Source organism: Escherichia sp. E14V7 (genome assembly GCF_004212225.1).
Classification (GTDB): Bacteria; Pseudomonadota; Gammaproteobacteria; order Enterobacterales; family Enterobacteriaceae; genus Escherichia.
The window spans coordinates 511,262-534,337 of the sequence record NZ_RHJJ01000001.1 but is presented as its reverse complement, the minus strand read 5'-3'; the positions used below and the strand labels follow the sequence as shown (position 1 = coordinate 534,337).

General features: G+C 52.6%; 16 protein-coding genes. 2 read left to right on the top strand and 14 right to left on the bottom strand.

Annotated features, from left to right (window positions below; genetic code table 11):
- Positions 1-93: 93 nt before the first annotated feature.
- Complete coding sequence (gene amiC / locus D9741_RS02555) at positions 94-1,347, bottom strand: N-acetylmuramoyl-L-alanine amidase AmiC (RefSeq protein ID WP_044189882.1); 1,254 nt, start codon at positions 1,345-1,347, stop codon at positions 94-96.
- 231 nt (positions 1,348-1,578) lie between these two features.
- Here amiC and argA point away from each other — a divergent pair, with 231 nt between their 5' ends.
- Positions 1,579-2,910 (top strand): amino-acid N-acetyltransferase, encoded by a 1,332-nt coding sequence (gene argA / locus D9741_RS02550; protein ID WP_064529846.1) that lies wholly within the window; start codon positions 1,579-1,581, stop codon positions 2,908-2,910.
- 390 nt (positions 2,911-3,300) lie between these two features.
- Here the strand turns inward: argA and recD are convergent, their stop codons facing one another.
- From recD to D9741_RS23750, 13 genes are all read right to left on the bottom strand, one after another.
- On the bottom strand, positions 3,301-5,127 hold the full coding sequence (gene recD, locus D9741_RS02545) for an exodeoxyribonuclease V subunit alpha (RefSeq protein WP_130217865.1): 1,827 nt from the start codon (positions 5,125-5,127) through the stop codon (positions 3,301-3,303).
- Entirely contained in the window at positions 5,127-8,669 is a 3,543-nt protein-coding gene (gene recB, locus D9741_RS02540; RefSeq protein ID WP_130217867.1) for an exodeoxyribonuclease V subunit beta, read from the bottom strand. The genes recD and recB overlap by 1 nt, the downstream gene beginning before the upstream one ends.
- Positions 8,662-11,550 carry a pitrilysin gene (gene ptrA / locus D9741_RS02535; protein WP_130217869.1) on the bottom strand — a complete coding sequence of 963 codons (2,889 nt, stop codon included), beginning with the start codon at positions 11,548-11,550 and terminating at the stop codon, positions 8,662-8,664. Before ptrA ends, recB begins: the two co-directional genes overlap by 8 nt.
- Positions 11,551-11,725: 175 nt before the next feature.
- On the bottom strand, positions 11,726-15,094 hold the full coding sequence (gene recC / locus D9741_RS02530) for an exodeoxyribonuclease V subunit gamma (RefSeq protein ID WP_130217871.1): 3,369 nt from the start codon (positions 15,092-15,094) through the stop codon (positions 11,726-11,728).
- 12 nt (positions 15,095-15,106) lie between these two features.
- Positions 15,107-15,430, bottom strand: a complete 324-nt coding sequence (locus D9741_RS02525; protein ID WP_130207726.1) for a prepilin-type N-terminal cleavage/methylation domain-containing protein — start codon at positions 15,428-15,430, stop codon at positions 15,107-15,109.
- Positions 15,415-15,822 carry a DUF2509 family protein gene (locus D9741_RS02520; RefSeq protein ID WP_130217873.1) on the bottom strand — a complete coding sequence of 136 codons (408 nt, stop codon included), beginning with the start codon at positions 15,820-15,822 and terminating at the stop codon, positions 15,415-15,417. Before D9741_RS02520 ends, D9741_RS02525 begins: the two co-directional genes overlap by 16 nt.
- Positions 15,819-16,382 (bottom strand): prepilin peptidase-dependent protein, encoded by a 564-nt coding sequence (locus tag D9741_RS02515; RefSeq protein WP_130217875.1) that lies wholly within the window; start codon positions 16,380-16,382, stop codon positions 15,819-15,821. The genes D9741_RS02520 and D9741_RS02515 overlap by 4 nt, the downstream gene beginning before the upstream one ends.
- On the bottom strand, positions 16,373-16,843 hold the full coding sequence (locus tag D9741_RS02510; protein ID WP_130217877.1) for a prepilin peptidase-dependent protein: 471 nt from the start codon (positions 16,841-16,843) through the stop codon (positions 16,373-16,375). Before D9741_RS02510 ends, D9741_RS02515 begins: the two co-directional genes overlap by 10 nt.
- A 184-nt stretch (positions 16,844-17,027) precedes the next feature.
- Positions 17,028-17,822: a thymidylate synthase gene (gene thyA / locus D9741_RS02505; RefSeq protein ID WP_000816232.1), complete on the bottom strand. Its 795-nt coding sequence runs from the start codon at positions 17,820-17,822 to the stop codon at positions 17,028-17,030.
- Positions 17,823-17,828: 6 nt separating this feature from the next.
- Entirely contained in the window at positions 17,829-18,704 is an 876-nt protein-coding gene (gene lgt / locus D9741_RS02500; protein WP_032239304.1) for a prolipoprotein diacylglyceryl transferase, read from the bottom strand.
- A 150-nt stretch (positions 18,705-18,854) separates the two neighbouring features.
- Positions 18,855-21,101 carry a phosphoenolpyruvate--protein phosphotransferase gene (ptsP, locus tag D9741_RS02495; RefSeq protein ID WP_130217880.1) on the bottom strand — a complete coding sequence of 749 codons (2,247 nt, stop codon included), beginning with the start codon at positions 21,099-21,101 and terminating at the stop codon, positions 18,855-18,857.
- 12 nt (positions 21,102-21,113) lie between these two features.
- The gene (gene rppH / locus D9741_RS02490; protein ID WP_130207736.1) at positions 21,114-21,644 is read right to left on the bottom strand and encodes an RNA pyrophosphohydrolase; all 531 of its coding nucleotides are present in this window, start codon (positions 21,642-21,644) and stop codon (positions 21,114-21,116) included.
- Positions 21,645-21,996: 352 nt separating this feature from the next.
- Positions 21,997-22,143, bottom strand: coding sequence for a hypothetical protein (locus D9741_RS23750; protein ID WP_276319965.1), 147 nt, complete (start codon positions 22,141-22,143; stop codon positions 21,997-21,999).
- Between the two features lie 185 nt (positions 22,144-22,328).
- Here D9741_RS23750 and mutH point away from each other — a divergent pair, with 185 nt between their 5' ends.
- Complete coding sequence (gene mutH / locus D9741_RS02480) at positions 22,329-23,030, top strand: DNA mismatch repair endonuclease MutH (RefSeq protein WP_130217884.1); 702 nt, start codon at positions 22,329-22,331, stop codon at positions 23,028-23,030.
- Positions 23,031-23,076 lie beyond the last annotated feature (46 nt).

The window sequence follows — 23,076 nt, the reverse complement described above, 5'->3', positions numbered from 1 at the left end:
AATCCGGCCCCCGCAACCAATTATTGAACACCCTAACGGGTGTTTTTTTGTTTCTATTCTCCCATAAAAAAAGCGCCATTCAGCGCCTTTTTATCATCCTCTTCTCGCCAGCGTCGCCCCATCGGCAAAATACGCTTTAATTCCCGCAAGAATAGACTCCGCAACTTCCTGCTGGAAAGTCGCCGTTTTCAATTTGCGTTCTTCCTCAACGTTACTGATAAACGCCGTTTCGACCAGAATGGAAGGAATATCTGGCGCTTTCAGCACAGCAAACCCGGCCTGCTCAACCTGATTCTTATGCAGTTTGTTGATTTTCCCCAGCTTATTTAGCACGGCCTTACCAAACTTCAGGCTGTCGGCAATGGTCAACGACTGCACCATATCGAACATGGTGTGGTCGACATAGCGGTCGCCGCTTTTGCTCACGCCACCAATCAAGTCCGAGGCGTTCTGGGTTTGCGCCAGATATTTTGCCGCAGTACTGGTTGCGCCTTTGGTAGAGAGCGCAAACACCGAGGAACCGCTCGGCTGGCGACTGGTAAAGGCGTCGGCATGAATAGAGACAAACAAGTCAGCACGCTGTTTCTGTGCTTTTGCTACGCGCACTTGCAACGGAATGAAGATATCTTCATTACGCGTCATGTAAACCTTCATATTGCCCTCTTTCTCGATCAGAGAGCGCAGACGGCGAGCTATTTGCAATACCACGTCTTTTTCGCGCGTTTTGTATTTCCCCACCGCGCCGGAGTCTTCGCCGCCGTGGCCAGGGTCGAGCATAATGACAATCGGACGATCGCGCCCGGCCTTGCCTGGCTGTGGGCCACTCTGCGCAGGCGGCACCTGCTTTTCGAGGTCGCCTTTGTTGTAATCCTCCAGCAATGCCAGCAATGGGTCTTGCATGTCCTGAGCATTGGCCGGATAAAGGTCCATCACCAGACGTTCTTTAAACCCGGCGACCGGCGCGAGGGCAAACATCTGCGGTTTTACATTTTGCTTTAACTCAAAAACCATCCGCACGGTTTGCGGATCAAATTGGCCGACGCGTGCCGACTTGATGAACGGGTCGTCAGCGCGGATTTGCGCAGCCATCCCCTTGAGCACCGAGTTCAGGTTTACATCTTCGATATCCACCACCACGCGTTCAGGATTACTCAACGCGAACTGCTTATATTTCAGCTGACGATTTGATTCTACCGTCACGCGGGTGTAGCTGGACGCAGGCCAGACGCGCACCGCCACGACCTGGCTGACCGCAGCCAGACTCACCTGGCTTACGCTCAATAGCCACATGGCGCCCGCGCCTTGCAGTAAACGACGACGGCTGATTGCAGTGTTGGATCCTGACATGCCTCTCCCGAGCAAAAGAAATCTAAGCTGTGTAACAAGTAAACGACCAATTTGACCGGAAACTTTAGCGAAAGACGCATAATCTGTCATCTATAAAACGGTAAACATTCTATTTATATTCACGGTATTACTGATAAAAAAGTCGCACTCGCATAAAATTTGCACTTGCACACGGCGAAAAAACAGAATAAAAATACAATAATTTCGAATAATCATGCAAAGGGGTGTGCCGTGGTAAAGGAACGTAAAACCGAGCTGGTCGAGGGATTCCGCCATTCGGTTCCCTATATCAATACCCACCGGGGAAAAACGTTTGTCATCATGCTCGGCGGAGAAGCCATTGAGCATGAAAATTTCTCCAGTATTGTCAATGATATTGGGTTGTTGCACAGCCTCGGCATCCGTCTGGTGGTGGTTTATGGCGCACGTCCGCAGATCGACGCGAATCTGGCAGCGCATCACCACGAGCCGCTATATCACAAGAATACGCGCGTGACCGACGCCAAAACGCTGGAGCTGGTGAAGCAGGCTGCGGGTACGTTACAACTGGATATAACCGCTCGCTTGTCAATGAGCCTCAACAACACGCCGTTGCAGGGCGCGCATATCAACGTCGTCAGCGGCAATTTTATTATTGCCCAGCCGCTGGGCGTGGATGATGGTGTGGATTATTGCCATAGCGGGCGCATCCGGCGGATTGATGAAGAAGCGATTCATCGCCAACTGGACAGCGGTGCGATTGTGCTGATGGGGCCGGTGGCGGTTTCGGTCACTGGCGAGAGCTTTAACCTGACCTCGGAAGAGATTGCCACTCAACTGGCCATCAAACTGAAAGCTGAGAAGATGATTGGTTTTTGCTCTTCACAGGGCGTCACTAATGACGACGGTGATATTGTCTCAGAACTTTTCCCTAACGAAGCGCAAGCGCGGGTAGAAGCCCAGGAAGAGAAAGGTGATTACAACTCCGGTACGGTGCGCTTTTTGCGTGGCGCAGTGAAAGCCTGCCGCAGCGGCGTGCGTCGCTGTCATTTAATCAGTTATCAGGAAGATGGCGCGCTGTTGCAAGAGTTGTTCTCACGCGACGGTATCGGTACGCAGATTGTGATGGAAAGCGCCGAGCAGATTCGTCGCGCAACAATCAACGATATTGGCGGTATTCTGGAGTTGATTCGCCCACTGGAGCAGCAAGGTATTCTGGTGCGTCGTTCTCGCGAGCAACTGGAGATGGAAATCGACAAATTCACTATTATTCAGCGCGATAACACGACTATTGCCTGCGCCGCGCTCTATCCATTCCCGGAAGAGAAGATAGGTGAAATGGCCTGTGTGGCAGTTCACCCGGATTACCGCAGTTCATCAAGGGGCGAGGTTTTGCTGGAACGCATTGCAGCCCAGGCGAAGCAGAGCGGCTTAAGCAAATTGTTTGTACTGACTACGCGCAGTATTCACTGGTTCCAGGAACGCGGATTTACCCCGGTGGATATTGATTTGCTGCCGGAGAGCAAAAAGCAGTTGTACAACTACCAGCGTAAATCAAAGGTGTTGATGGCGGACTTAGGGTAAGCGATGGAAATCGCCGGATGCGATATGCGTAACACTCGTAGGCATGATAAGACGCGCATGCGTCGCATCAGGCATCGGCACTCATCGTCGGATGCGGCGTGAACGCCTTATCCGACCTCCGGAAAATCAAAGGTGTTGATGGCGGATTTAGGGTAAGCGATGGAAATCGCCGGATGCGATATGCGCAATGCCCAGGCATGATAAGACGCGCATGCGTCGCATCAGGCATCGGCACTCATCGTCGGATGCGGCGTGAACGCCTTATCCGACCTACGGAAAATCAAAGTGTTGATGGCGGACTTAGGGTAAGCGATGAAAATCGCCGGATGCGATATGCGCAATGCCCCCAGGCATGACAAGACGCGCATGCGTCGCATCAGGCAATCACATTTATCCCCGCGAACCAAACAACGCTGCCAGCCCGCTACGCCGCTCGGTGCGCGTAGCGATTGCCGCACTCAAAATGCGTTCATCGGCATACAATGACAAACGCCGACGCGCGCGGGTCACCGCGGTGTAAACCAGCTCTCGCGTTACTACCGGCGTGCGTTGGCTCGGTAAAATCAACGCCGCATGGTCGAACTCCGATCCCTGCGATTTATGTACTGTCATCGCCCACGTAGTTTCGTGCTCCGGCAGGCGACTCGGTTGCACAGACTTGATATTGCCATCCGGCATTGCAAACCATACACGTGTCCCCTGCCCGCGATCCAGAGCGACACCGATATCACCATTAAACAACCCAAGCGCACTGTCATTACGGGCAATCATCACCGGCCGGCCTTCGTACCAGCGCGAGTGCGGATGACGATGAATTTTGCGCTTCTGTTGCATAAACTGTTCAATTCGCTCATTCAGTCCAGCCACGCCAAACGGCCCTTCCCGCAGGGCGCACAAAAGCTGGTACTCATTGAACGCCTGAATGATTAAATCCGGCTCGGCACGCGCTTGCAGCAGATCCAGATAGCGTCCGTAACCCGCAAGAGCTTCCTCAAGCATCGCAATATAATCTTCGCCGCTCTGTAAAAGCCGTTTTTCGATATCAGTAAAATCCTGCTGAAAAACGGTTTTCACTGCCGTTTTATCGCCGCGATTAATAGCCGCCGCAAGCTGACCAATGCCAGAGTTGCTGCCGAAACGGTAACTCTTTTGCAGCAGGCAGAGACTATCGCGCAGTGATGCCGCTTCTGTGCCGCTTCCCGCCGGAACGTGGCTTCCCGTCAGGCGGCTCAACTGCCCGGCACGCTCTGCGGTAAAGCCCGCATTGGCATAAGCACAGATATCGCCCAGCACAGCTCCGGCCTCAACCGAGGCCAGTTGATCGCGATCGCCGAGGAAGATCACTCGCGCATGATCGGGCAAGGCGTCGATCAGTCTCGACATCATCGGTAGATCGATCATTGACGCTTCATCCACCACCAGCACATCAAGATGCAGCGGGTTACCCGCATGATGGCGTAAGCGCTGGCTACCTGGCTGCGCGCCCAGGAGGCGGTGCAAGGTGCTGGCGTCTTCCGGTATGCGTTTCTTTTGTTCATCGGTCAGCGGTAACTGGCGCAGAGCCTTGCCGAGAGATTCTGTTAAGCGTGCGGCAGCTTTCCCCGTTGGCGCAGCCAGGCGGATACGACAGCGTTCACCGTCGGCCATCTGAATTAACGCAGCCAACAACTTCGCCACAGTCGTCGTTTTACCTGTGCCGGGGCCGCCGGAAATTACCGAAATGCGCCGCGTCAGTGCCACTGCTGCCGCCACTTTTTGCCAGTTAATTTCATCACCAGGCGGAAAGAGTTTATCCAGCGTTTGCGCCAGCAACGCTTCATCCACCTCGATGGCATGATTCACCTCATTGAAGAAGCGCGCCACCGTACGCTCGTTACACCACATGCGATTCAGATAAAGGCGATCGCCACAAAGGATCATCGGCGTTGGTTCATCTCCCCGGCTGACCGCTTGTGAAGCCAGCAAGCATTCTTCCCAATTTTGTAGCTCACCGATTTCACTGACACAGGTCGCCAACAGCGGATGCGACGCCTCGTTATTTTCCAGTCGTGAAAGCGGCAAACAGACGTGTCCCTCTCCGGCATCATGACTTAACAGTGCCGCCGCGAGGGTGACAGCAGGATGTTCATCTCCCGCCACGGTCAGGGCAAATTGCACATCCAGCGGGCGTAGCTGTTTGTGCTCCACAGCTTCCAGTAATTGCTTTTGCAATTTCATTACGCCTCCTCCAGGGTCATACCGGCAAACATCTCATCCATCAGGTCAATCAACTCGGCGTTGGGTCGGGTCGCGTAGATCCCTTGTTGCGGATGTTCTTTATCAACGCCACGCAGGAACAGATAGATAACGCCGCCAAAGTGACGATCATAGTTGTAATCAGCAATGCGATGGCGCAGATAACGGTGCAGCGCCAGGGTATAAAGCTGATATTGCAGATCATAGCGGTGTGCCTGCATCGCCGCTGCCATAGCCTGTTGGGTGTAAGCCGAACTGTCTTCACCCAACCAGTTGGATTTATAGTCGAGCAGGTAATAACGCCCTTCGTGGCGAAACACCAGGTCAATAAAACCTTTTAACATGCCGCGCACCTGCATGAACTCCAGCGGCGGGCAGCCTGCGGATAGCGGGTCAAACTGGCGGATTAACGTATCAAGCTGACTGGCGATAAGCGGTTCACTAATCGGCAGATAAAACTCCATCTCCACCTGTTTATCGCGGGCGGAAAGCTGATTCAGGCTAACACCCGTTTCATTGAGTGGTGCCTTAAGGACAGCCGTGATCCACTCAGTTAACACAGGTTCCCAGTGCGCTTCAAAACCGCCAAGCTCCAGTTTTTCCCGCACCCAGTTCGGGTCAACCGGCTGGGTAAAATCCAGGTCTTCAAACAAACTGTGCAAGAACGTCCCCGGTGACGCACCGCGCGGAAACTGATGTGGTGTTAACGTCGGTTCTTCAACGACGCTGGCAACGCCTGCAGCATCGACATCCAGCCGAGGCATCAAATCCTGGGCGATACCGTGACCACGCTGTTGCAAACCAGAGTAGCTGGTGACGCGCCAGTTATCGCCGGGCAATCGTTGTAACGTCTTCGCATTCAGCTCTGCTGTAGAAACATCATTAACCTGCCAGGGTTGGTTATCACCAGTTTGTGCCGTTTGCCAGGCTATATCATCATCGCACAATGCTTCAATACAGGCGCGAAGCCCTGCCGCATCTTGCGCTTCTCCTTTTTGCAGCAAGCGCCCGAGCGCACTTTGATGAACGTCGGTGTCACCTTTTTTATCGCCACGACGGCGCACCAGTGGTGCCACACCGAGACTGCAATGCCAGACCGAACGCGTGAGCGCCACGTAAAGCAAACGCAGATCTTCAGCCAGACGTTCGGCTTCAGCAAGATCTACGCTTTCTGGCGCAGCGTTAAGATCCAGAACTGCTTCAAACGAGCCTCGATCGTGATAGAACGCCTGATCCTGTACACGGAAATTGGTGATAAACGGCAGCCAGACCAGCGGATACTCCAGCCCTTTCGATTTGTGGATCGTGACGATCTGCACCAGATGTTTGTCGCTTTCGAGACGCATTTGTTGACTGGAAGCATTACTGTCTGGCTCGAGGATATGTTGCGATAACCAGCGTACCAGCGCATGTTCACTTTCCAGCTGCGTTCCGGCTTCTTGTAGCAGTTCGCTGATATGCAAGATGTCAGTAAGACGCCGCTCGCCACCTGCCGTTGCCAGCAGGTTTTCTGCAATGTTGCGCGCCGACATCAGCGCCCGCAGCATTGGCATGACGCCACGTTTGCGCCAGATTTGCCGATAACCATCGAACTCTTCAACTACCGCATCCCACGCATTTTCGTCATTGTTCAGCGTTTCGATATCCAGCGCGTTCAGCCCCATCATTGACGTTGCCAGCGCACTACGCAGGGTGTTCTCACGTTCGGGCGTCATCACCGCCTGCAACAACCAAAGCATTTCCTGCGCTTCCAGAGTTTCAAAAACACTGTCGCGGTTCGAAAGGTAAACGGAAGGGATTTCCAGCAACGTTAAGGCATCGCGCACCTGGGCGGCCTCCTGGCGGCTGCGCACCAGCACACTGATGTCCGAGGCACGTACCTGACGTGCATCATCGCCGTTCATCAGCAACGCTTCCCCGCGCTGCCCGGCCTGTAACCAGTCGCGGATTTGCGCGGCACATACCTGCGCCATGGTACTTTGATAGTCGCCAACGCCGCAGCTTTCGCCTTCCATCAACCACATTTTCATCGCTGGCTGCGTTTCACCTTTAAATACAAAACGCAGTGCCTGATTTTTCCCGGCAGATTTCACAGGAATAAACGGTATTTCGCGAAACATGAATGCGTCATCAGTCTGGCTGAAAAGCTTGTTTACGCTGTTCACCATTCCTGGTGCGGAACGCCAGTTGGTATCTAAGGTGTAGTGCGCGTGAACTTCGCTACGCGCCTTCATATACGTGAAGATATCCGCACCACGGAACGCATAAATGGCCTGTTTCGGGTCGCCAATCAGCAACAATGCGGTTTCCGGCTGATGGTGCCAGATACGGCGAAAAATCCGGTACTGCTGCGGGTCCGTGTCCTGAAATTCGTCGATCATTGCCACCGGGAATCGCGTACGGATCGCTGTCGCCAGAGCCTCACCGCTTTCGCTACGCAGCGCGGAATCGAGCCGACTTAACATGTCATCAAAACCCAATTCGCCACGGCGGCGTTTTTCACGCGCTACTGTTTCGCGGATCTCAGCCAATGCGCGGGTGATCACCAGATCGCGGATCGACAATGGTTCTGCAATCAGTTGATCGATCGCCTCAAACAGCGGATGTCGCGGGGTTTCCCCCCCGGCTTTCGTGCGATCTTCTAAGAAACGCTGAGAGAATTTTTCCAGCGACTCTGGCAACTGATAACTGTTGGTCTCTTCTTCTGCCCAGGCGCTGATCTTGTCTATCCATTTCGCCTGATTGCTACGGTTAAACTTGCGTCGATCAATACCAGAAGATTCGATCAGCGCATCCAGTTCACCCACTGCGTCGCGCCACTGCTGTTTTACCGTATCAATACGCGCCACAATTTGCGCGTGGCGGGAAGCCAGCGTTTCATCATCGGGCGGCGGTGCTTTGATAACCGGCGCTTCGCCTTGCAGATAACGATTAATATCGCGCAGTAACGCCTGCGGCCCTTTCCAGGTTTCAAAGACGACCTGGGCTATTTCACGCGGCAGCGGGTAGCAGTGGCGACGCCAGAAATCGGCGCAGGCCTGGTAGCGTAGCAGAGACTCATCTTCAATCAGCTGCTGCTCAAACAGCATGCCGGATTCAAAGGCATTCAGGTTGAGCATGCGCTGGCAAAAGCCGTGAATAGTAAAGACTGCCGCTTCATCCATCTGCCGTTCGGCTAACAACAACCACTGCGCGGCTTGCGCTTTATCGTCGATCTCTTCCAGCAGGCGTTCGTACAGTGGATTGTCGGTGGTTTCACGCAGACAAGCGATGCGCAACTCGTGGATATTGCTACGGATACGACCGCGCAATTCTGCGGTGGCAGCCTCGGTAAAGGTGACCACCAGCAGTTCTTCAACGGTAAGCGGGCGGGGAAAGGCGGCAGAACCGCCTAGTCCAAGTAACAGGCGCAAATAGAGCGCCGCAATCGTAAAGGTTTTGCCTGTGCCGGCAGAGGCTTCAATCAGGCGCTCGCCCTGTAAGGGCAAGCGCAAAGGATCTAGTGTCTCGGCGACATCACTCATTCTTTTCACTCATCAGGGGCATTGTTTGCTGCAACGCGCTGACGTTCTCCCACACTTTCCAGCCTTCAGGGTGTACATATTCTGCTTTCCCATTCTGGCTGCCGGAAATCTGCGACAGGATAGCCATGCCTTGCGGCTCGACTACCGCCTGATGGAAGAAATCGGCCAGTTTTTGCGGCGTCAGCAGTTTAATCTGGGCTACGATTTTATCACGCGAATCGAAGCGCATATTGCCGCGATCGAAATCTTTACTTAACTTCGATGCTTCTTCGCCGAGCGTTTGCGGTGCCTGCAGCATCTGGGTAATTACCGCCTGCTGGATTTGCGCAAACTCTTCTGGCTTCATCGCCCGCAATTTTGCCTCTGCGGTTGGGAAAAACGCCTTGTAACGCTCCCACAAGAATGAAGGCTGTTTATCATTGCTTTGCAAAAGGAAGCCCATGCCCCACTGACGCCCCACGCTCATTGGGAATGCAAACACGGCATAGCCCAACTGTTCTTCGGTGCGCAACTGGTTGTAGAACCACGGCTGTACTATCTGCCCCAGCAGAGAACTATACGCTGAACTGGTGTATTCATCGTAGCCAGTCGGTACAAATACCGCTGCCAGCGCAGAGTCGGTGCTGTTACCGGCTTTTTCAAAGATGACGGATTGTTTTTTATCGACCACTACATCTTTGTTACGACACCACTCTGAACCATCAGCGCCCAACTGTTTTTGCACGTCGCGTGCCAACGTTGTTGCCTGGGCTTCGGTCATGTTGCCAATAACCATAAACTCTGGTCGAGCCCCTGATTTTAAGGCGTCGCGATAGGCCAGCACCTCTTTCAAAGTGATGGATGGCAAAATTTTGCGCCGTTCATCTCGCGAGAAGTACGGCACTTGCGAGAGCATCTGCGCGGGCATAATCGCCTGCTCGAACGCTTTGCCCTTTTCTGCGGAATCCATCATCTGGTTATACCAGGATTTTGCCTGCTCAAGCTGATCTTCCGTGGCGGTATAGCTAAAGTACCCCTCGAGCAATGCCTGGAACAGCTGCGGCAGACGCTGGGTGTAACCATTAGCATTAACCATAAGGCCGTTGTTAGCATTGGTGGAAAAACTTATGCCACCAACCGACGCCTGGTTGCTTAACTGATCAAGCGCCAGCCCTGCGAGATAATCATTGAGCGCAAACATCACCTGATTGCGGGCGCTGTCCATGGCTTTCGGATTACGCAAAATCAGGCTGACATCGGCTTTTGGCTCGCTGGCAAAATAACGGCTCGGCGCATACACCACACGCAGGTTCGATTCATCAACAATCAGCTCTGGGTGGTCATATTTCTTCTCTGACTTAATCAGCGAGAAATCGTCAGGAATATAGGGGTTAAGCTCCGGTAAGGAGAGCGCTATATTGGCGGCTTTTTGCTGCCAGTCAGCGAAAGTTTGTGCGCTGATTTTATCCACCTGATACGGCGCATCGACAAAATAAGCCGTTTTATTGTGCGGCTCTTTCGGGCTGATATACCAGATACGCGCATTCTGTGGCGTCATCATCGCCAGACGTTCTTTTACCGCTTTAGCATCATACCGATCGGCAATATTTACCGCGTCCAGCGTATGCTCAACAGGAACGCGAATCATGGTATCTGCCAGCCATTCGACGTAATCCATATCACGGGTGATCGACGGATAACGGAAGTCGATATCCAGCACATTCGCCAGTTCATCGAAGTATTGTTTATCAATGCCTTTTTCACGTAACAGATTGAGATAGCTAAAAATGGCCGCCACAACCTGATCGCGATTAGCCAGGCCTTTATCGGTTAAAGAGGCTGAGATCGCTAAAACGCCGCTGTTGCCGTTGACGATAGGATCGGAGTTGGCGCTAATGCCCTCAACCAATCCCTGTTTTTGCAGCCAGTCGGAAAGTGTACCTGGGCTGCGATTACCAATCAGATAGGTAATCAATTCATCCGTTTTACTACGGAACTTCTCTGAGTTGTTATCGATGCGAAACTCAACGCGCAGAACTTTACGCGGCAGCGCCGGGACGTAATGAATGATAATGCCCTTTTGCGCGTCGGTGACTACCGGCACGGTGATTTCCGGTTTTTTGCTCTCTTTGTTCGGCACGCGACCGAAGGTGTCCGCCGCCATTTTTGCCAACTCCGGCAACGGTTTATTACTGTAAATAACCGCCTTCATCAGATTGGCGGAATAGTACTTCTCGTGGAAATCTTTCAGCGCCTGCTGCACCGGATTACCAGGTTTATCGCTTAAAGTTTCGAGGTTACCACCAGAAAACTTTGAACCGGGGTGTGCCGGGTTAATGGTTTCTGCGCTGACCTGTGCCATGCGCATCCCGTCACGCGTACGCGCCATGGTTAATTCGGCATTCACCGCATTACGCTCACGTTCGGCATATTTCTTGTCGAGCAAGGGTTCAGCGATAGCATCGGCCAGGCGGTCTACCGCACCAGGCAAGGCGTCGTTCTCAACTTCCAGATAGAAAGCCGTGCGATACGGCGCAGTGCTGGCATTGTGACTGCCGCCGTGCATTTTGAGGTATTCAGCCAGACTGTCAGCCTGCGGGTACTTTTTCGATCCCATCAGACTCATATGTTCAAGGTAATGAGCCAGCCCCTGATAAGCCTCAGGATCTTCCAGCGACCCAACGGGCACCACCAGCGCCGAAAGCGATTTAACCGCCTGCGGATCTGAAACCAGCAATACCACCATACCGTTATCCAGACGCACAGCCTGATACTGGCGGTTATCTTTATCACTTTTACGGATGGTTTCCTGAATCGGCTGCCATCCCGTTTCTGCCTGACTTAAGGGTGCCCAAAGGGCAACAAACAACAATAATGCTTTGAACCAGGTGCTGCGGGGCATTCACGGACCTCATTATCAACTTTATTTTCCACCCAGATTCAACACGTTAACGAAAATCATCTGGCAGGACTTAATCTTGTGCTGCACGAGTCAGCCTATGTCTATATATCCATCAGTCCGTGACTGGTGCGCATCATAAAGTAAGCGAATGAATTGCGCAATTTTTATACAGCACTCATGACTGATTAAAGCGAAACAGCGGTAACAGGAAACGTTGCGACTGTTTAACGATGGCTTCCATTGTCTCTGGCGTTAATTGCCGCCATAGCCGTTGATAACAGATATCATCACCTTCGCCACGCACCATCATGTTGCCTTCGTAAGCCTGAAGGAATTTCGAACGAGCTTTTTGCAACGTGGATTCGTCGTCCAGCATGGCATCGTTTTCTGCGTCATAACAGGTTTTTAGCCATGCACCGCCGCTTTCAGGTAACACCAGCAATGGCGCGGACATACCTTCACGATACCCTTCAATCAGCTGTGAGAGGTAATGTAAAGCCTGTTCGGCTGCAAGCGGCGGAAAACGCCACTCGCCGTCTTTGCGTAGAAAAAGGCGACTTTCACCATTACCACCGCTGGCACAGTAGACAAGGTGTTCCAGCCAAAGTTGCATTCCCTGCGCCACACTTAATAAAGAGGGACGCCAGCGCAACAGGCCATCCGACTGGACCTGCGGCAACCAGCCCGTTATTTTCACACCGTTACAGGCGAGATCGATTTCCATGCTCTGGCCCGGCTGACGACAGGCAATGACTCTGTCGGCAAGTTGCTGCATCTCCTGACACTGCGTTTCCCAGAAAATTTCACCAAAGGCACCATACGGCAAATCACCTGCCGCCCGGAATCGGCGGAACAAGCGTTCGGCATCATCCTGCTCAACCAGTGCATTTAATAACTGCTGGTTGATTTGATAACGACTAAGCCCTTCAAGAATAAAAGGTTCGGTGTCGGGAATTTCGCTGTCTTCGGTACGGAAGTTCACCTGCAAACGCATCTGGAAAAACGCCCGCACCGGATGCGCCCAGAATCGTTGTAGCGTCTCCAGCGGCACAGTTTCCGGCAAGGTAAACGGTAGCGGCTGAACAAATTCAGAATGTGCCTTACCTGCCTGGCTGGCCGCGGGTAGCCACTCGCGCGCATAGCTTTGTAAGTTACCGGGCTGGTAGTTTTGCGGGTCAAACGGCATCCGGGTATGGTGGCAAGTAAGATGCGCTTTTACCCTTGCCTCGCTTTCATCACAGTTAAGCGCTTCATCGCCCGGTAGATAATGGCTTTGCCCGATGTAGTCGATCAGTTCCTGCACCAGAACTGACGGGAATCGTTCACTGTTATCCTGAATAGAGCGGCCGATATAGCTGATATAGAGTTTTTGCTGCGCGGATATTAACGCTTCCAGGAACAGATAGCGGTCATCATCGCGACGGCTACGGTCACCGCGCTTCGGTTTCTGACTCATCAGGTCAAAGCCTAATGGTGCAAGCTGGCGCGGGTAAACGCCGTCGTTCATTCCCAGCAGGCAAACCACTTTGAACGGAATTGAACGCATCGGCATCAGAGTACAAATGTTAACTGGCCCCGCGAGAAAACGCTGGCTGATACGTTCCTGATCCAGGCGTTGTGCCAGTTCATCACGCAACAACGATAGCGGCACTGCGTCGCCATACTGCGCACCTAAACCTTCAGCGATAATCGCCTGCCATTGTTGCTCAATAAGCGTCATCGCCGCTTCGGTTTCCGCATCCGGCAGGAAGAAGGCATTGAGCATATCGCGGCAAACCGGCAGCCACTCCTCAAGCGGGCGCTCCTGCGCCAGCCCGCGACGCCAGATGTTTAGCTGCATTAGCAGTGACGCCAGGTGTCCTACCAGCTCTGCAATCAGGCCGCTCGATTCATCGTAAGGTAGAACCGATTGCCATTCCCCCTGAGCACTTTCCATCGCGTAGCCTAGTAACATACGCGTCAGGCCAAATCGCCAGGTGTGTTGTCCGGTGGCGGGGAGTTCCAGCTCACGAACGTTATCGTCATCTATGCCCCAACGAATGCCGGATTCGTTGACCCACTGGCGCAAGTAACGCAGCCCTTCTTCGGTGATGTCAAACCGCGCCGCCAGCACCGGCACATCCAGTAATGCCAGCACATCCTCCGATACAAAGCGGCTGTCCGGCAACGATAACAGGCTGATAAACGCTTCCAGCACGGGATGCGACTGCCGCGCCCGACGGTCGGAAATGGCGTAAGGCAGATACCGATCCGCTGGCGCACTGCCAAAAACGGCCTGAATAAACGGACTGTAGCTGTCGATGTCGGCCACCATCACGATGATATCGCGCGGAGTAAGTGTAGGATCTTCTTCCAACATCGCCAGCAGGCGATCGTGCAAAACTTCAACTTCACGCTGCGGGCTATGGCAAACGTGGAAGGTGATACTGCTATCCTGCGGGTCAAGCGGGCGTTTGTTGTCGCTACGGGAAAACTCTTCGAGGTTCACGCCCGCAACGGCGCGGTTTTCCAGTTCCAGAATGTCGGACTGTATGTTATGCAGCAGATTGTCTGGCGTGACATCGACAAAGGCGTCCAGCTCCTGACTGTTCTCCAGATCGGAAAGGAGATAGATATAGTCACGCCCCAACTTGCCCCAGGAGGCCAGTAGCGGGTTGCCGACATCCTGTTCACCGTCGCTGTTAAAGAGCTGTCCGGCATTTTCGCTATCGCGAAATAGCGGCAATTCGCGATCTTCAAAACTGTGTCGACGCTGGCGGGTCAGCAGTTTCGCCAGATAAGCAGGATCTTTAATATCGCCCCAGTAATAACGGCAAGGGTTGGTAAACAGGAGATGGATTTCAATATGTTTACCCAGCGCCTGTAGCGCCTGGAGATAAACAGGCGGTAACGCAGAAATACCGCATATAAAGACGCGCGAAGGTAAGCCGGGTGGGCAGGTCGTCGCAGACTCCAGTGTTTCGATAAAGCGTTGATAGAGATTGGCACGGTGCCAGCGCGGTTGCCCGAGTTCATGGGTATATTCCACCAGCGCCTTCCACAACGGCGCTTGCCAGGCCTGCGCTTCTCCCAGCCCTTCAACCAGATGCCCGGCTTCCCACTGCGCCAGCCAGTCCGGGCGATAGACCAGATATTGGTCAAACAGGTCCGCCGCTTTTGAGGAAAGCTGAAACAGTTTTCGCTTGTCGCTATCGTCAGTCAGGTAATGACGCAATAGTGTAAAATCTTCGCGATCCAGCAGTTGCGGCAGCAGAGTCATCAGTTTCCAGCTCATACTCCGCTTGTTAAAGGCGCTCTCTTTGGGGATCTCTGGTAATACACGGACAAACATATCCCAGATAAAGCTTGCAGGCAGCGGAAAATCAATGTTTGCCGCAATGCCGAATTTCTGCGACAGGGTCATTTGCAGCCACTGTGCCATACCGGTACTTTGCACCAGAATCATTTCTGGCTCGAAAGGATCGTCCAGCCGTTCGCGTTCGACAATAAACTCCATCAACGCTTCCAGTACGTCCAGACGATTGGAATGGTAGACCCTTAACATAGCGGCTCCTGACTACTGACGATTCGGGCAATGCAGGCGGGTCATCTCGCCTTCTCTGCCCCCGGGTGAAAATAGCGTAACGCTGATGCTGACACATCCCGCCTGCGATGTCTGCATTCGGTTGACCTGCCAGTTTGCAGGTGGCGAAATCGCGCGCAGTTGTGCTTGCTGCCAGGCGTGCCGCCAGAGCTGCTGGTACTGGTTTCTGCTGGCAAGACTGGTGCTTAATGTTCGCTGGTAACCAGATAACGCAGTGACAATCATCACCATCAGTACCATCGCCAACATCACCTCCGGCAGGCTAAAACCTTGCTGATTCTTCAGGGAAGCTGACATAACGCCTCCTCTTTCAGCGGACAAAAATCACTCCAGCCATGTGGCGAAAATACGATATTCCCATCGATGACTTCCCCCATTCGCCATAATGAAACGCCTTCATAACCGGCTATTAGCAAGATTTCATTATCTGCCAGTAAACGCAGACAAACTCGGGCACCGGTTGCAGAATACTGTGAGCACTGAACTGCGGGCTGCATCTGCCAGGAGTGTATTTTGCCCCATTCCAGCGCCGACTGTACGATAGCCTGTCGGCGCAATGACTGGCTTTCCATTGTCACGCGAGAGGCAAAACTGCGATCCTGCTGGCTCATTCCTTGTAACAGCAAGCTGCCCAAAACCAGCAGCATCAGGACCAGTGCCAGCGATGAAACACCCTTTTCGCGGTTCACAGGTTGAATCCTGTCACGCTATAGCTGGCATCCACCACGGTTTGTGGATCAGCCTTGCTGGCAGCGTGCATATTAACCGTCAGCACCGGCGGGAAACCGCTGTTATCCTGTCGGGTAACCTGAAAAGTGTCGATAACGACGGCATCTGGGTTGGTCAATTTATCCCAGCCCTTACCTTCACAGGATGTCGTGCCGCGTAGCGTTTCCAGGACATTGTCTTTTAGCCGAAATCCAATCTGGTCGGATTCTTTTCCCGGCTCATGCTCCCAGATACCGTTACTGTTCGCATCCCACTGCACAATGATGCAGTCACCCTGCCCAACAATTTTCAGACCTTCACCGGGACAGGTTCCATGACAATAACCTGCTCTCTGGAGATGCTTCGCGACTGTAAATACCCGCAGCCAGATTTCATCTTCCAGCGCCAGCTTGCGAGTAGTAATCAAACTTTCACGCTGTAATGCGGGCAGAAATCGCGCAGCTCCCAGCAGCAGTACGCTACTGATTGCCATAGCAATCAGCACTTCCAGCAGAGAAAAACCTTGCTCTTTTACAGGCATCCTTCTGTTTCTCCTTGCTGACAAAGCCGGAGCCTTCCCCACGGAGAAACCACCAACCACCACTCGCCCGCTGAATTTTTGAAGCGAATATGTCCGGCCCATGCAGTATTGCGTAGGCCAAAGAAAGTGAGCGAAGGTGTCAGGTCGCTCATTTCGACTTCGGGCCAGCGAGGCACAAAGACCAGCGGTGAACTGCCATGACAGGTATTCGCCCCAGCGGCGGCACTCGCAAGACACCATGACGTTCCCTCCCTGATGACACCGATACTGTGGTCGCGGTTATGCCAGTTGGCATCCTCACGTAAATAGAGCAAATAGTCTCGCGCCTGGCTGGCGGTTTGCCATAACCGTTGCGACTGCTGCCAGTACTGCCAGCCATAGAGACCACTTGCACTTAGCATGACCAAAATCAGCATCGCGACCAGCGTTTCAATCAGCGTATAACCACGTTGTGTTTTCATGCCGGCAGTATGCGGCGCGGAGAAAAAAAGACGAGTGCCAGTTTCTATTTCTTCGGCACGTCTTCCGGACTATTTACCCTGTTGCAGGGCGTTGCAAAATTTCGGGAAGGCGTCTCGAAGAATTTAACAGAGGATAAAAAAAACCGACGCACACTGGCGTCGGCTCTGGCAGGATGTTTCGTTATTAGATAGCCACCGGTGCCTTAATGCCCGGATGCGGATCGTAGCCTTCAATCTCAAAGTCTTCGAAACGGTAGTCGAAGATGGATTCGGGTTTACGTTTAATAATCAGCTTCGGCAGCGGACGCGGTTCACGGCTTAATTGCAGATGGGTTTGATCCATATGGTTGCTGTACAGGTGCGTGTCGCCACCGGTCCAGACAAAATCACCCACTTCAAGATCGCACTGCTGCGCCATCATATGCACCAGTAACGCATAGCTGGCGATGTTAAACGGCAGCCCCAGGAAGACGTCACAGGAGCGTTGATAAAGCTGGCAAGAGAGTTTGCCGTCTGCGACATAGAACTGGAAGAAGGCATGGCATGGAGCCAGTGCCATTTTATCCAGTTCCCCCACGTTCCACGCCGAAACAATAATGCGGCGGGAATCCGGGTCGTTTTTCAACTGGTTCAGCACTGTGGTTATCTGGTCAATATGACGTCCATCCGGCGTTGGCCAGGCGCGCCACTGTTTGCCATATACCGGGCCGAGGTCACCGTTTTCATCGGCCCATTCGTCCCAGATGGTGACATTGTTTTCGTGCAGATAAGCAATGTTGGTGTCGCCCTGCAGGAACCACAGTAGTTCGTGGATGATGGAACGCAGGTGGCAACGTTTGGTTGTCACCAGCGGGAATCCATCCTGCAGGTTAAAACGCATCTGATGACCAAAAATGGAAAGCGTTCCGGTTCCGGTACGGTCGTTTTTCTGTGTGCCTTCGTCGAGCACTTTTTGCATCAGTTCTAAATACTGTTTCATGGTTCCTCAGGAAACGTGTTGCTGTGGGCTGCGACGATATGCCCAGACCATCATGATCACACCCGCGACGATCATCGGGATGGAAAGAATTTGCCCCATGCTGATGTACTGCACCCAGGCACCGGTAAACTGCGCGTCGGGCTGGCGGAAAAACTCAACAATGATGCGAAACGCGCCGTAGCCAATCAGGAACAAGCCAGACACGGCCCCCATCGGGCGCGGTTTACGAATATACAGGTTGAGGATAATAAACAGCACCACACCTTCCAGCAGCAGTTCGTACAACTGTGACGGGTGGCGAGGCAGCACGCCGTAAGTATCAAAAATGGACTGCCACTGCGGATTGTTTTGCAGCAACAGAATATCTTCGGTACGGGAACCCGGGAACAGCATGGCAAACGGGAAGTTCGGGTCAACGCGGCCCCACAATTCACCGTTAATAAAGTTGCCCAGACGCCCGGCGCCAAGACCAAACGGAATAAGCGGTGCGATAAAATCAGAGACCTGGAAGAAGGAACGTTTGGTGCGGCGGGCGAAGATAATCATCACCACAATCACACCAATCAGGCCGCCGTGGAAGGACATGCCGCCGTCCCAGACACGGAACAGATACAGCGGATCGGCCATAAACTGCGGGAAGTTGTAGAACAGAACATACCCAATACGTCCGCCAAGGAAAACGCCAAGGAAACCCGCATAGAGTAAGTTTTCAACTTCATTTTTGGTCCAGCCGCTCCCCGGACGGTTCGCACGACGTGTTGCCAGCCACATCGCAAAAATGAAACCTACCAGATACATCAGGCCGTACCAGTGAAGCGCAACGGGTCCTATTGAGAAAATGACCGGATCGAATTCCGGAAAATGCAGATAGCTACTGGTCATCTGTCACCACAAGTTCTTGTTATTTCGCTGAAAGAGAACAGCGATTGAAATGCGCGCCGCAGGTTCCAGGCGCTCCAAAGGTGCGAATAATAGCACAAGGGGACCAGGCTGGTTGCCGGATACCGTTAAAAGATATGTATACGATCCGCGCTATAGCCCCCCGCGAATCAGCCCACCCATGCCGCGACGCTCCATAAATGCCGCAACCTGATGACGAACTTCAGTCGCCAGTTGTGCTTCCAGGCTGCGCCGCGCAAGGTTTTCCGCTTCGGCAAAATCAATGCGCCGCAGCAAATATTTTACGCGCGCGACAGAACGCCCGTTCATAGACAGATGGCGATACCCAAGCCCAATGAGGATTGCTACGCACATAGGATCTCCCGCCATTTCGCCACACAAACGGAGATCTATTCCTTGCGTTTCCGCTTCCCGGGCGATCATTGCCAGCGCACGTAACATCGCAGGATGCAAGCTGTCATAAATGTTCGCAACTCGCGTGTTGTTACGATCAACAGCCAGGATGTATTGAGTCAGATCGTTGGTGCCAACAGAGATAAAATCGACCCGGTTTGCCAGATGCGGCAGCATAAACACCATCGATGGCACTTCCAGCATGATACCGATACGCGGTTTCGGGATCGCATAGCCGATCATCTCCTCGACTTCACGTCCGGCACGTTCAATCAGGCGGCGTGCTTCGTCAACTTCATCGAGGCTTGTGACCATCGGCAATAAGATGTTCAGGTTGCCCGTTGCTGCATTGGCACGCAGCATCGCCCGCACCTGGATCAAAAAGATCTCCGGCTGATCGAGCGTAATGCGGATCCCACGCCAACCCAGACATGGATTCTCTTCGCTGATAGGCATATAAGGCAGTTGCTTATCAGCACCAACATCCAGCGTGCGCAGCGTGACAGGTTTATCATTGAACATTTGCAACATGCCCTGATATTGCGCCACCTGCTCTTCTTCCGACGGGAAACCGCTTTGCAACATGAAAGGAATTTCAGTGCGATAAAGGCCGATGCCATCAATGCGGCTGCCCAGTTTTTCTTCATGTTCCGGGCTTAAACCCGCATTGAGCATGACTTTAATGCGCTCACCGCTTTTTAACTGTGCAGGTAAATTGACGTCATCTTCCGCCAGTCGGCTTAGCTCATTTTCTTCGCTAATTAGCCGTTGGTATTCTTGTAGCAGCACCGGTTCCGGGTCGACCAGTAATTCCCCGCGATAACCATCAACAATCAGCGTCCGATGATGCAGCACTGAAGGTTGAATGTCCGCCCCCATCACGGTAGGAATACCCAGCGCACGCACCATAATCGCGGCGTGGGAGTTAGCCGCGCCATCGCGCACGACAACGCCGACTAAGCGGTCCTGGGGCAACTCCGCAAGGGTCGTCGCCGACAATTCATCTGCCACCAGAATGAAACGTTCCGGCCAGGCGTTCGCCCCCTGATTTGCATCATCAAGGTGAAACAGCAATCGCTGACCCAGCGCGCGTAAATCGCCAGCGCGCTCTTTGAGATAGTTATCACTTAGCGCGGCAAACTGTTCAGCAAATTTTTCAATGACCGTTTTCACAGCCCACTCTGCGACCGAGCCTTTATCCACCTCGGCAAACAGTTCGCGACGCAAACGGGTGTCGGAAAGCAGGTGCGAGTAAAGATCAAAAATGGCCGCCGTTTCTTTCTGCGCCCCGGCAGCAAAGCGTTTGCTGTAACGACGAAATTCGTTAGCTGCCTCTTCCAGCGCTCCGGTCAGACGCTCACGTTCCAGCGCTGGATCCAGCGTTGATGCCTGATACACCTGTTCCATTAAGGGTAAAGTGGCATCCTGCCAACCTTCGGCAATTGCCACGCCGGGTGCAGCCGGTAATGCGCGGATTCGCGTCTGGCGATATTGTCCGAATAAGGCAGTCAACTGCGACTGGGAAAGAATGGCCGCCATCTGGGTGGCGAGCGTCACCAGAAAGGATTCTTCGCTTTCATCGTACTGGCGTAGCTCTCGTTGCTGCACCACCAGCACGCCAAGCAATTGGCGACGCTGAATAATCGGAACGCCTAAGAAAGCACGGAAACGCTCTTCTTTTACGGAGGGGACATATTTGAAGCTGGGGTGTTTTTGCGCATCCGCAAGGTTTATTGGTTCCGCCAGCCTGCCAACCAGGCCGACGATCCCTTCATCAAACGCGAGCGTTACGGTGCGACCTCGCGGTTTTTTCAGCCCCCGAGTCGCCATCAGGTAGTAACAACGTCGGTCGTGATCGGCCAGGTAGACCGAACAGACTTCGGTATCCATCGCAAGACAGATGTCGGTAACCAGAATATTCAACGCCTCGTTAAGGCGGGGAGCACTGGCTACCTTTTCGACTATTTCGCGCAGGCGAGTGAGCATAATTGGCGTGACTTAACCTCTTTTACGTCGATAAGTAGATGCGTTTTGTGGTTTAGGCGTATTGTCCTGTAGCGCCATCACAACACTCGCAAACTCTTTCATTACCCTGCGGTAGACATCACGTTTAAATGACACCACCTGTCTGACCGGATACCAGTAACTTACCCAACGCCAGCCGTCAAACTCTGGTGTACTGCTGGTTTGCATATTGATTTCCGCATCGCCGCTCACCAGCTGCAAGAGAAACCATTTTTGTTTTTGGCCGATACACACCGGCTTCGTGTCCCAACGCACCAAACGTTTTGGTAATTTGTAGCGCAACCAGTTACGCGTTGAAGCAAGGATTCGAACGTCTTTGCGGCTTAATCCTACTTCTTCAAACAATTCACGGTACATCGCCTGTTCTGCGGATTCTCCGGGGTTAATTCCGCCTTGCGGAAATTGCCAGGAGTGCTGACCAAATCGACGGGCCCACATTACTTGCCCCTGACGATTACAAATCACGATACCTACGTTTGGGCGGTAGCCATCGTCATCAATCACCGGACTACCTCAAAATAAAACTTTATATGCGAATGATTGTTTCATACTCCTGGAAGGCGGTAAACCACTCTCTGCAAGGCATTACACACTAATAACAATTGAATAACTCACAGTTAAGTGCAGAGTTATAAACAGCAGAGGGGGAACATCACCGTTTTTATTCACCTTTTCTGTGGATAGAGTTGTGAAGAACTACGGAATTACTACGGGAAAACCCAGAGCATTCTGAACACCCCTGATTCAGGCATTACAAAATAATAATTACTAATCAATGAACTAGGTGCTTAAATCGCTACCAAACAGGTAAAATAGTGACCTGTATCACACTCGCTGTATACGAGGTGGTGAAAGATCAACCAATGTCGTATTTATCCACAGAATGTGCCAATAAGTTAAGCACCGCATCACTAAAAATTGGAGTTTCGTCGCACGTCAAGGCTGTAAATGGAAACAGTAGTGAGGGTTTTTCACAGTTATCCCAGCTTTCTGTGGATAACATGGTGTAAGATCCTGTTTATTTTCAGTGACCAGATTTGGAAAACCTCCCCATACGTTGCGCAACGTGGTTATCTGAAACCTAAAAAGCAATATAAATCATGCAATTGAATAACACACGTGGAAAAAGTTACACTTGGCATATCCGGTATAAAATTGCTGCTCAATTTTTAATCAAGGTATAACACCATGCTCCAGCCTCGCCCATTGCTCTCTCCACCAGAAACTGAAGCGCAGTTATTTGCGCAAGCACAGCAACTTTCCGGTTACACATTGGGTGAGCTGGCGGCACTTGCCGGGCTGGTTGCACCGGAGAATTTAAAGCGCGATAAAGGCTGGATAGGCGTGTTGCTGGAAATTTGGCTTGGCGCAAGCGCAGGCAGTAAACCTGAACAAGATTTTGCGGCCCTGGGCGTAGAGCTAAAAACGATTCCTGTGGATAGCCTTGGCCGTCCTCTGGAAACCACTTTCGTTTGCGTGGCGCCTTTAACCGGCAATAGCGGCGTCACCTGGGAAACCAGCCATGTACGTCACAAGTTAAAACGCGTGCTGTGGGTACCAGTAGAAGGCGAGCGCAGTATTCCTCTGGCGCAGCGGCGCGTAGGGTCGCCATTACTGTGGAGTCCAAATGACGAAGAGGAACGGCAGTTACGCGAAGACTGGGAAGAATTAATGGATATGATTGTTCTTGGTCAGGTTGAAAGAATTACCGCTCGTCACGGGGAATATTTACAGATAAGACCTAAAGCGGCGAATGCGAAAGCGCTCACCGAAGCCATTGGCTCCCAGGGTGAACCGATTCTGACACTGCCACGCGGCTTTTATTTAAAGAAGAATTTCACCAGTGCGCTATTGGCTCGTCATTTTTTGATCCAGCACCCATCGCTTTGACCTGCTGCATTCCGGGCATATAATTACCGCTTCATTTTTTTTGGCA

Coding starts and splice junctions, on each gene's coding strand:
- recC (WP_130217871.1), bottom strand. CDS start 15,094: ATGTTAAGGGTCTACCATTCCAATCGTCTGGACGTACTGGAAGCGTTG.
- D9741_RS02525 (WP_130207726.1), bottom strand. CDS start 15,430: ATGTCAGCTTCCCTGAAGAATCAGCAAGGTTTTAGCCTGCCGGAGGTG.
- thyA (WP_000816232.1), bottom strand. CDS start 17,822: ATGAAACAGTATTTAGAACTGATGCAAAAAGTGCTCGACGAAGGCACA.
- recD (WP_130217865.1), bottom strand. CDS start 5,127: ATGAAATTGCAAAAGCAATTACTGGAAGCTGTGGAGCACAAACAGCTA.
- D9741_RS23750 (WP_276319965.1), bottom strand. CDS start 22,143: ATGTTATCCACAGAAAGCTGGGATAACTGTGAAAAACCCTCACTACTG.
- D9741_RS02510 (WP_130217877.1), bottom strand. CDS start 16,843: ATGAAAACACAACGTGGTTATACGCTGATTGAAACGCTGGTCGCGATG.
- D9741_RS02515 (WP_130217875.1), bottom strand. CDS start 16,382: ATGCCTGTAAAAGAGCAAGGTTTTTCTCTGCTGGAAGTGCTGATTGCT.
- ptsP (WP_130217880.1), bottom strand. CDS start 21,101: ATGCTCACTCGCCTGCGCGAAATAGTCGAAAAGGTAGCCAGTGCTCCC.
- lgt (WP_032239304.1), bottom strand. CDS start 18,704: ATGACCAGTAGCTATCTGCATTTTCCGGAATTCGATCCGGTCATTTTC.
- amiC (WP_044189882.1), bottom strand. CDS start 1,347: ATGTCAGGATCCAACACTGCAATCAGCCGTCGTCGTTTACTGCAAGGC.
- ptrA (WP_130217869.1), bottom strand. CDS start 11,550: ATGCCCCGCAGCACCTGGTTCAAAGCATTATTGTTGTTTGTTGCCCTT.
- recB (WP_130217867.1), bottom strand. CDS start 8,669: ATGAGTGATGTCGCCGAGACACTAGATCCTTTGCGCTTGCCCTTACAG.
- mutH (WP_130217884.1), top strand. CDS start 22,329: ATGCTCCAGCCTCGCCCATTGCTCTCTCCACCAGAAACTGAAGCGCAG.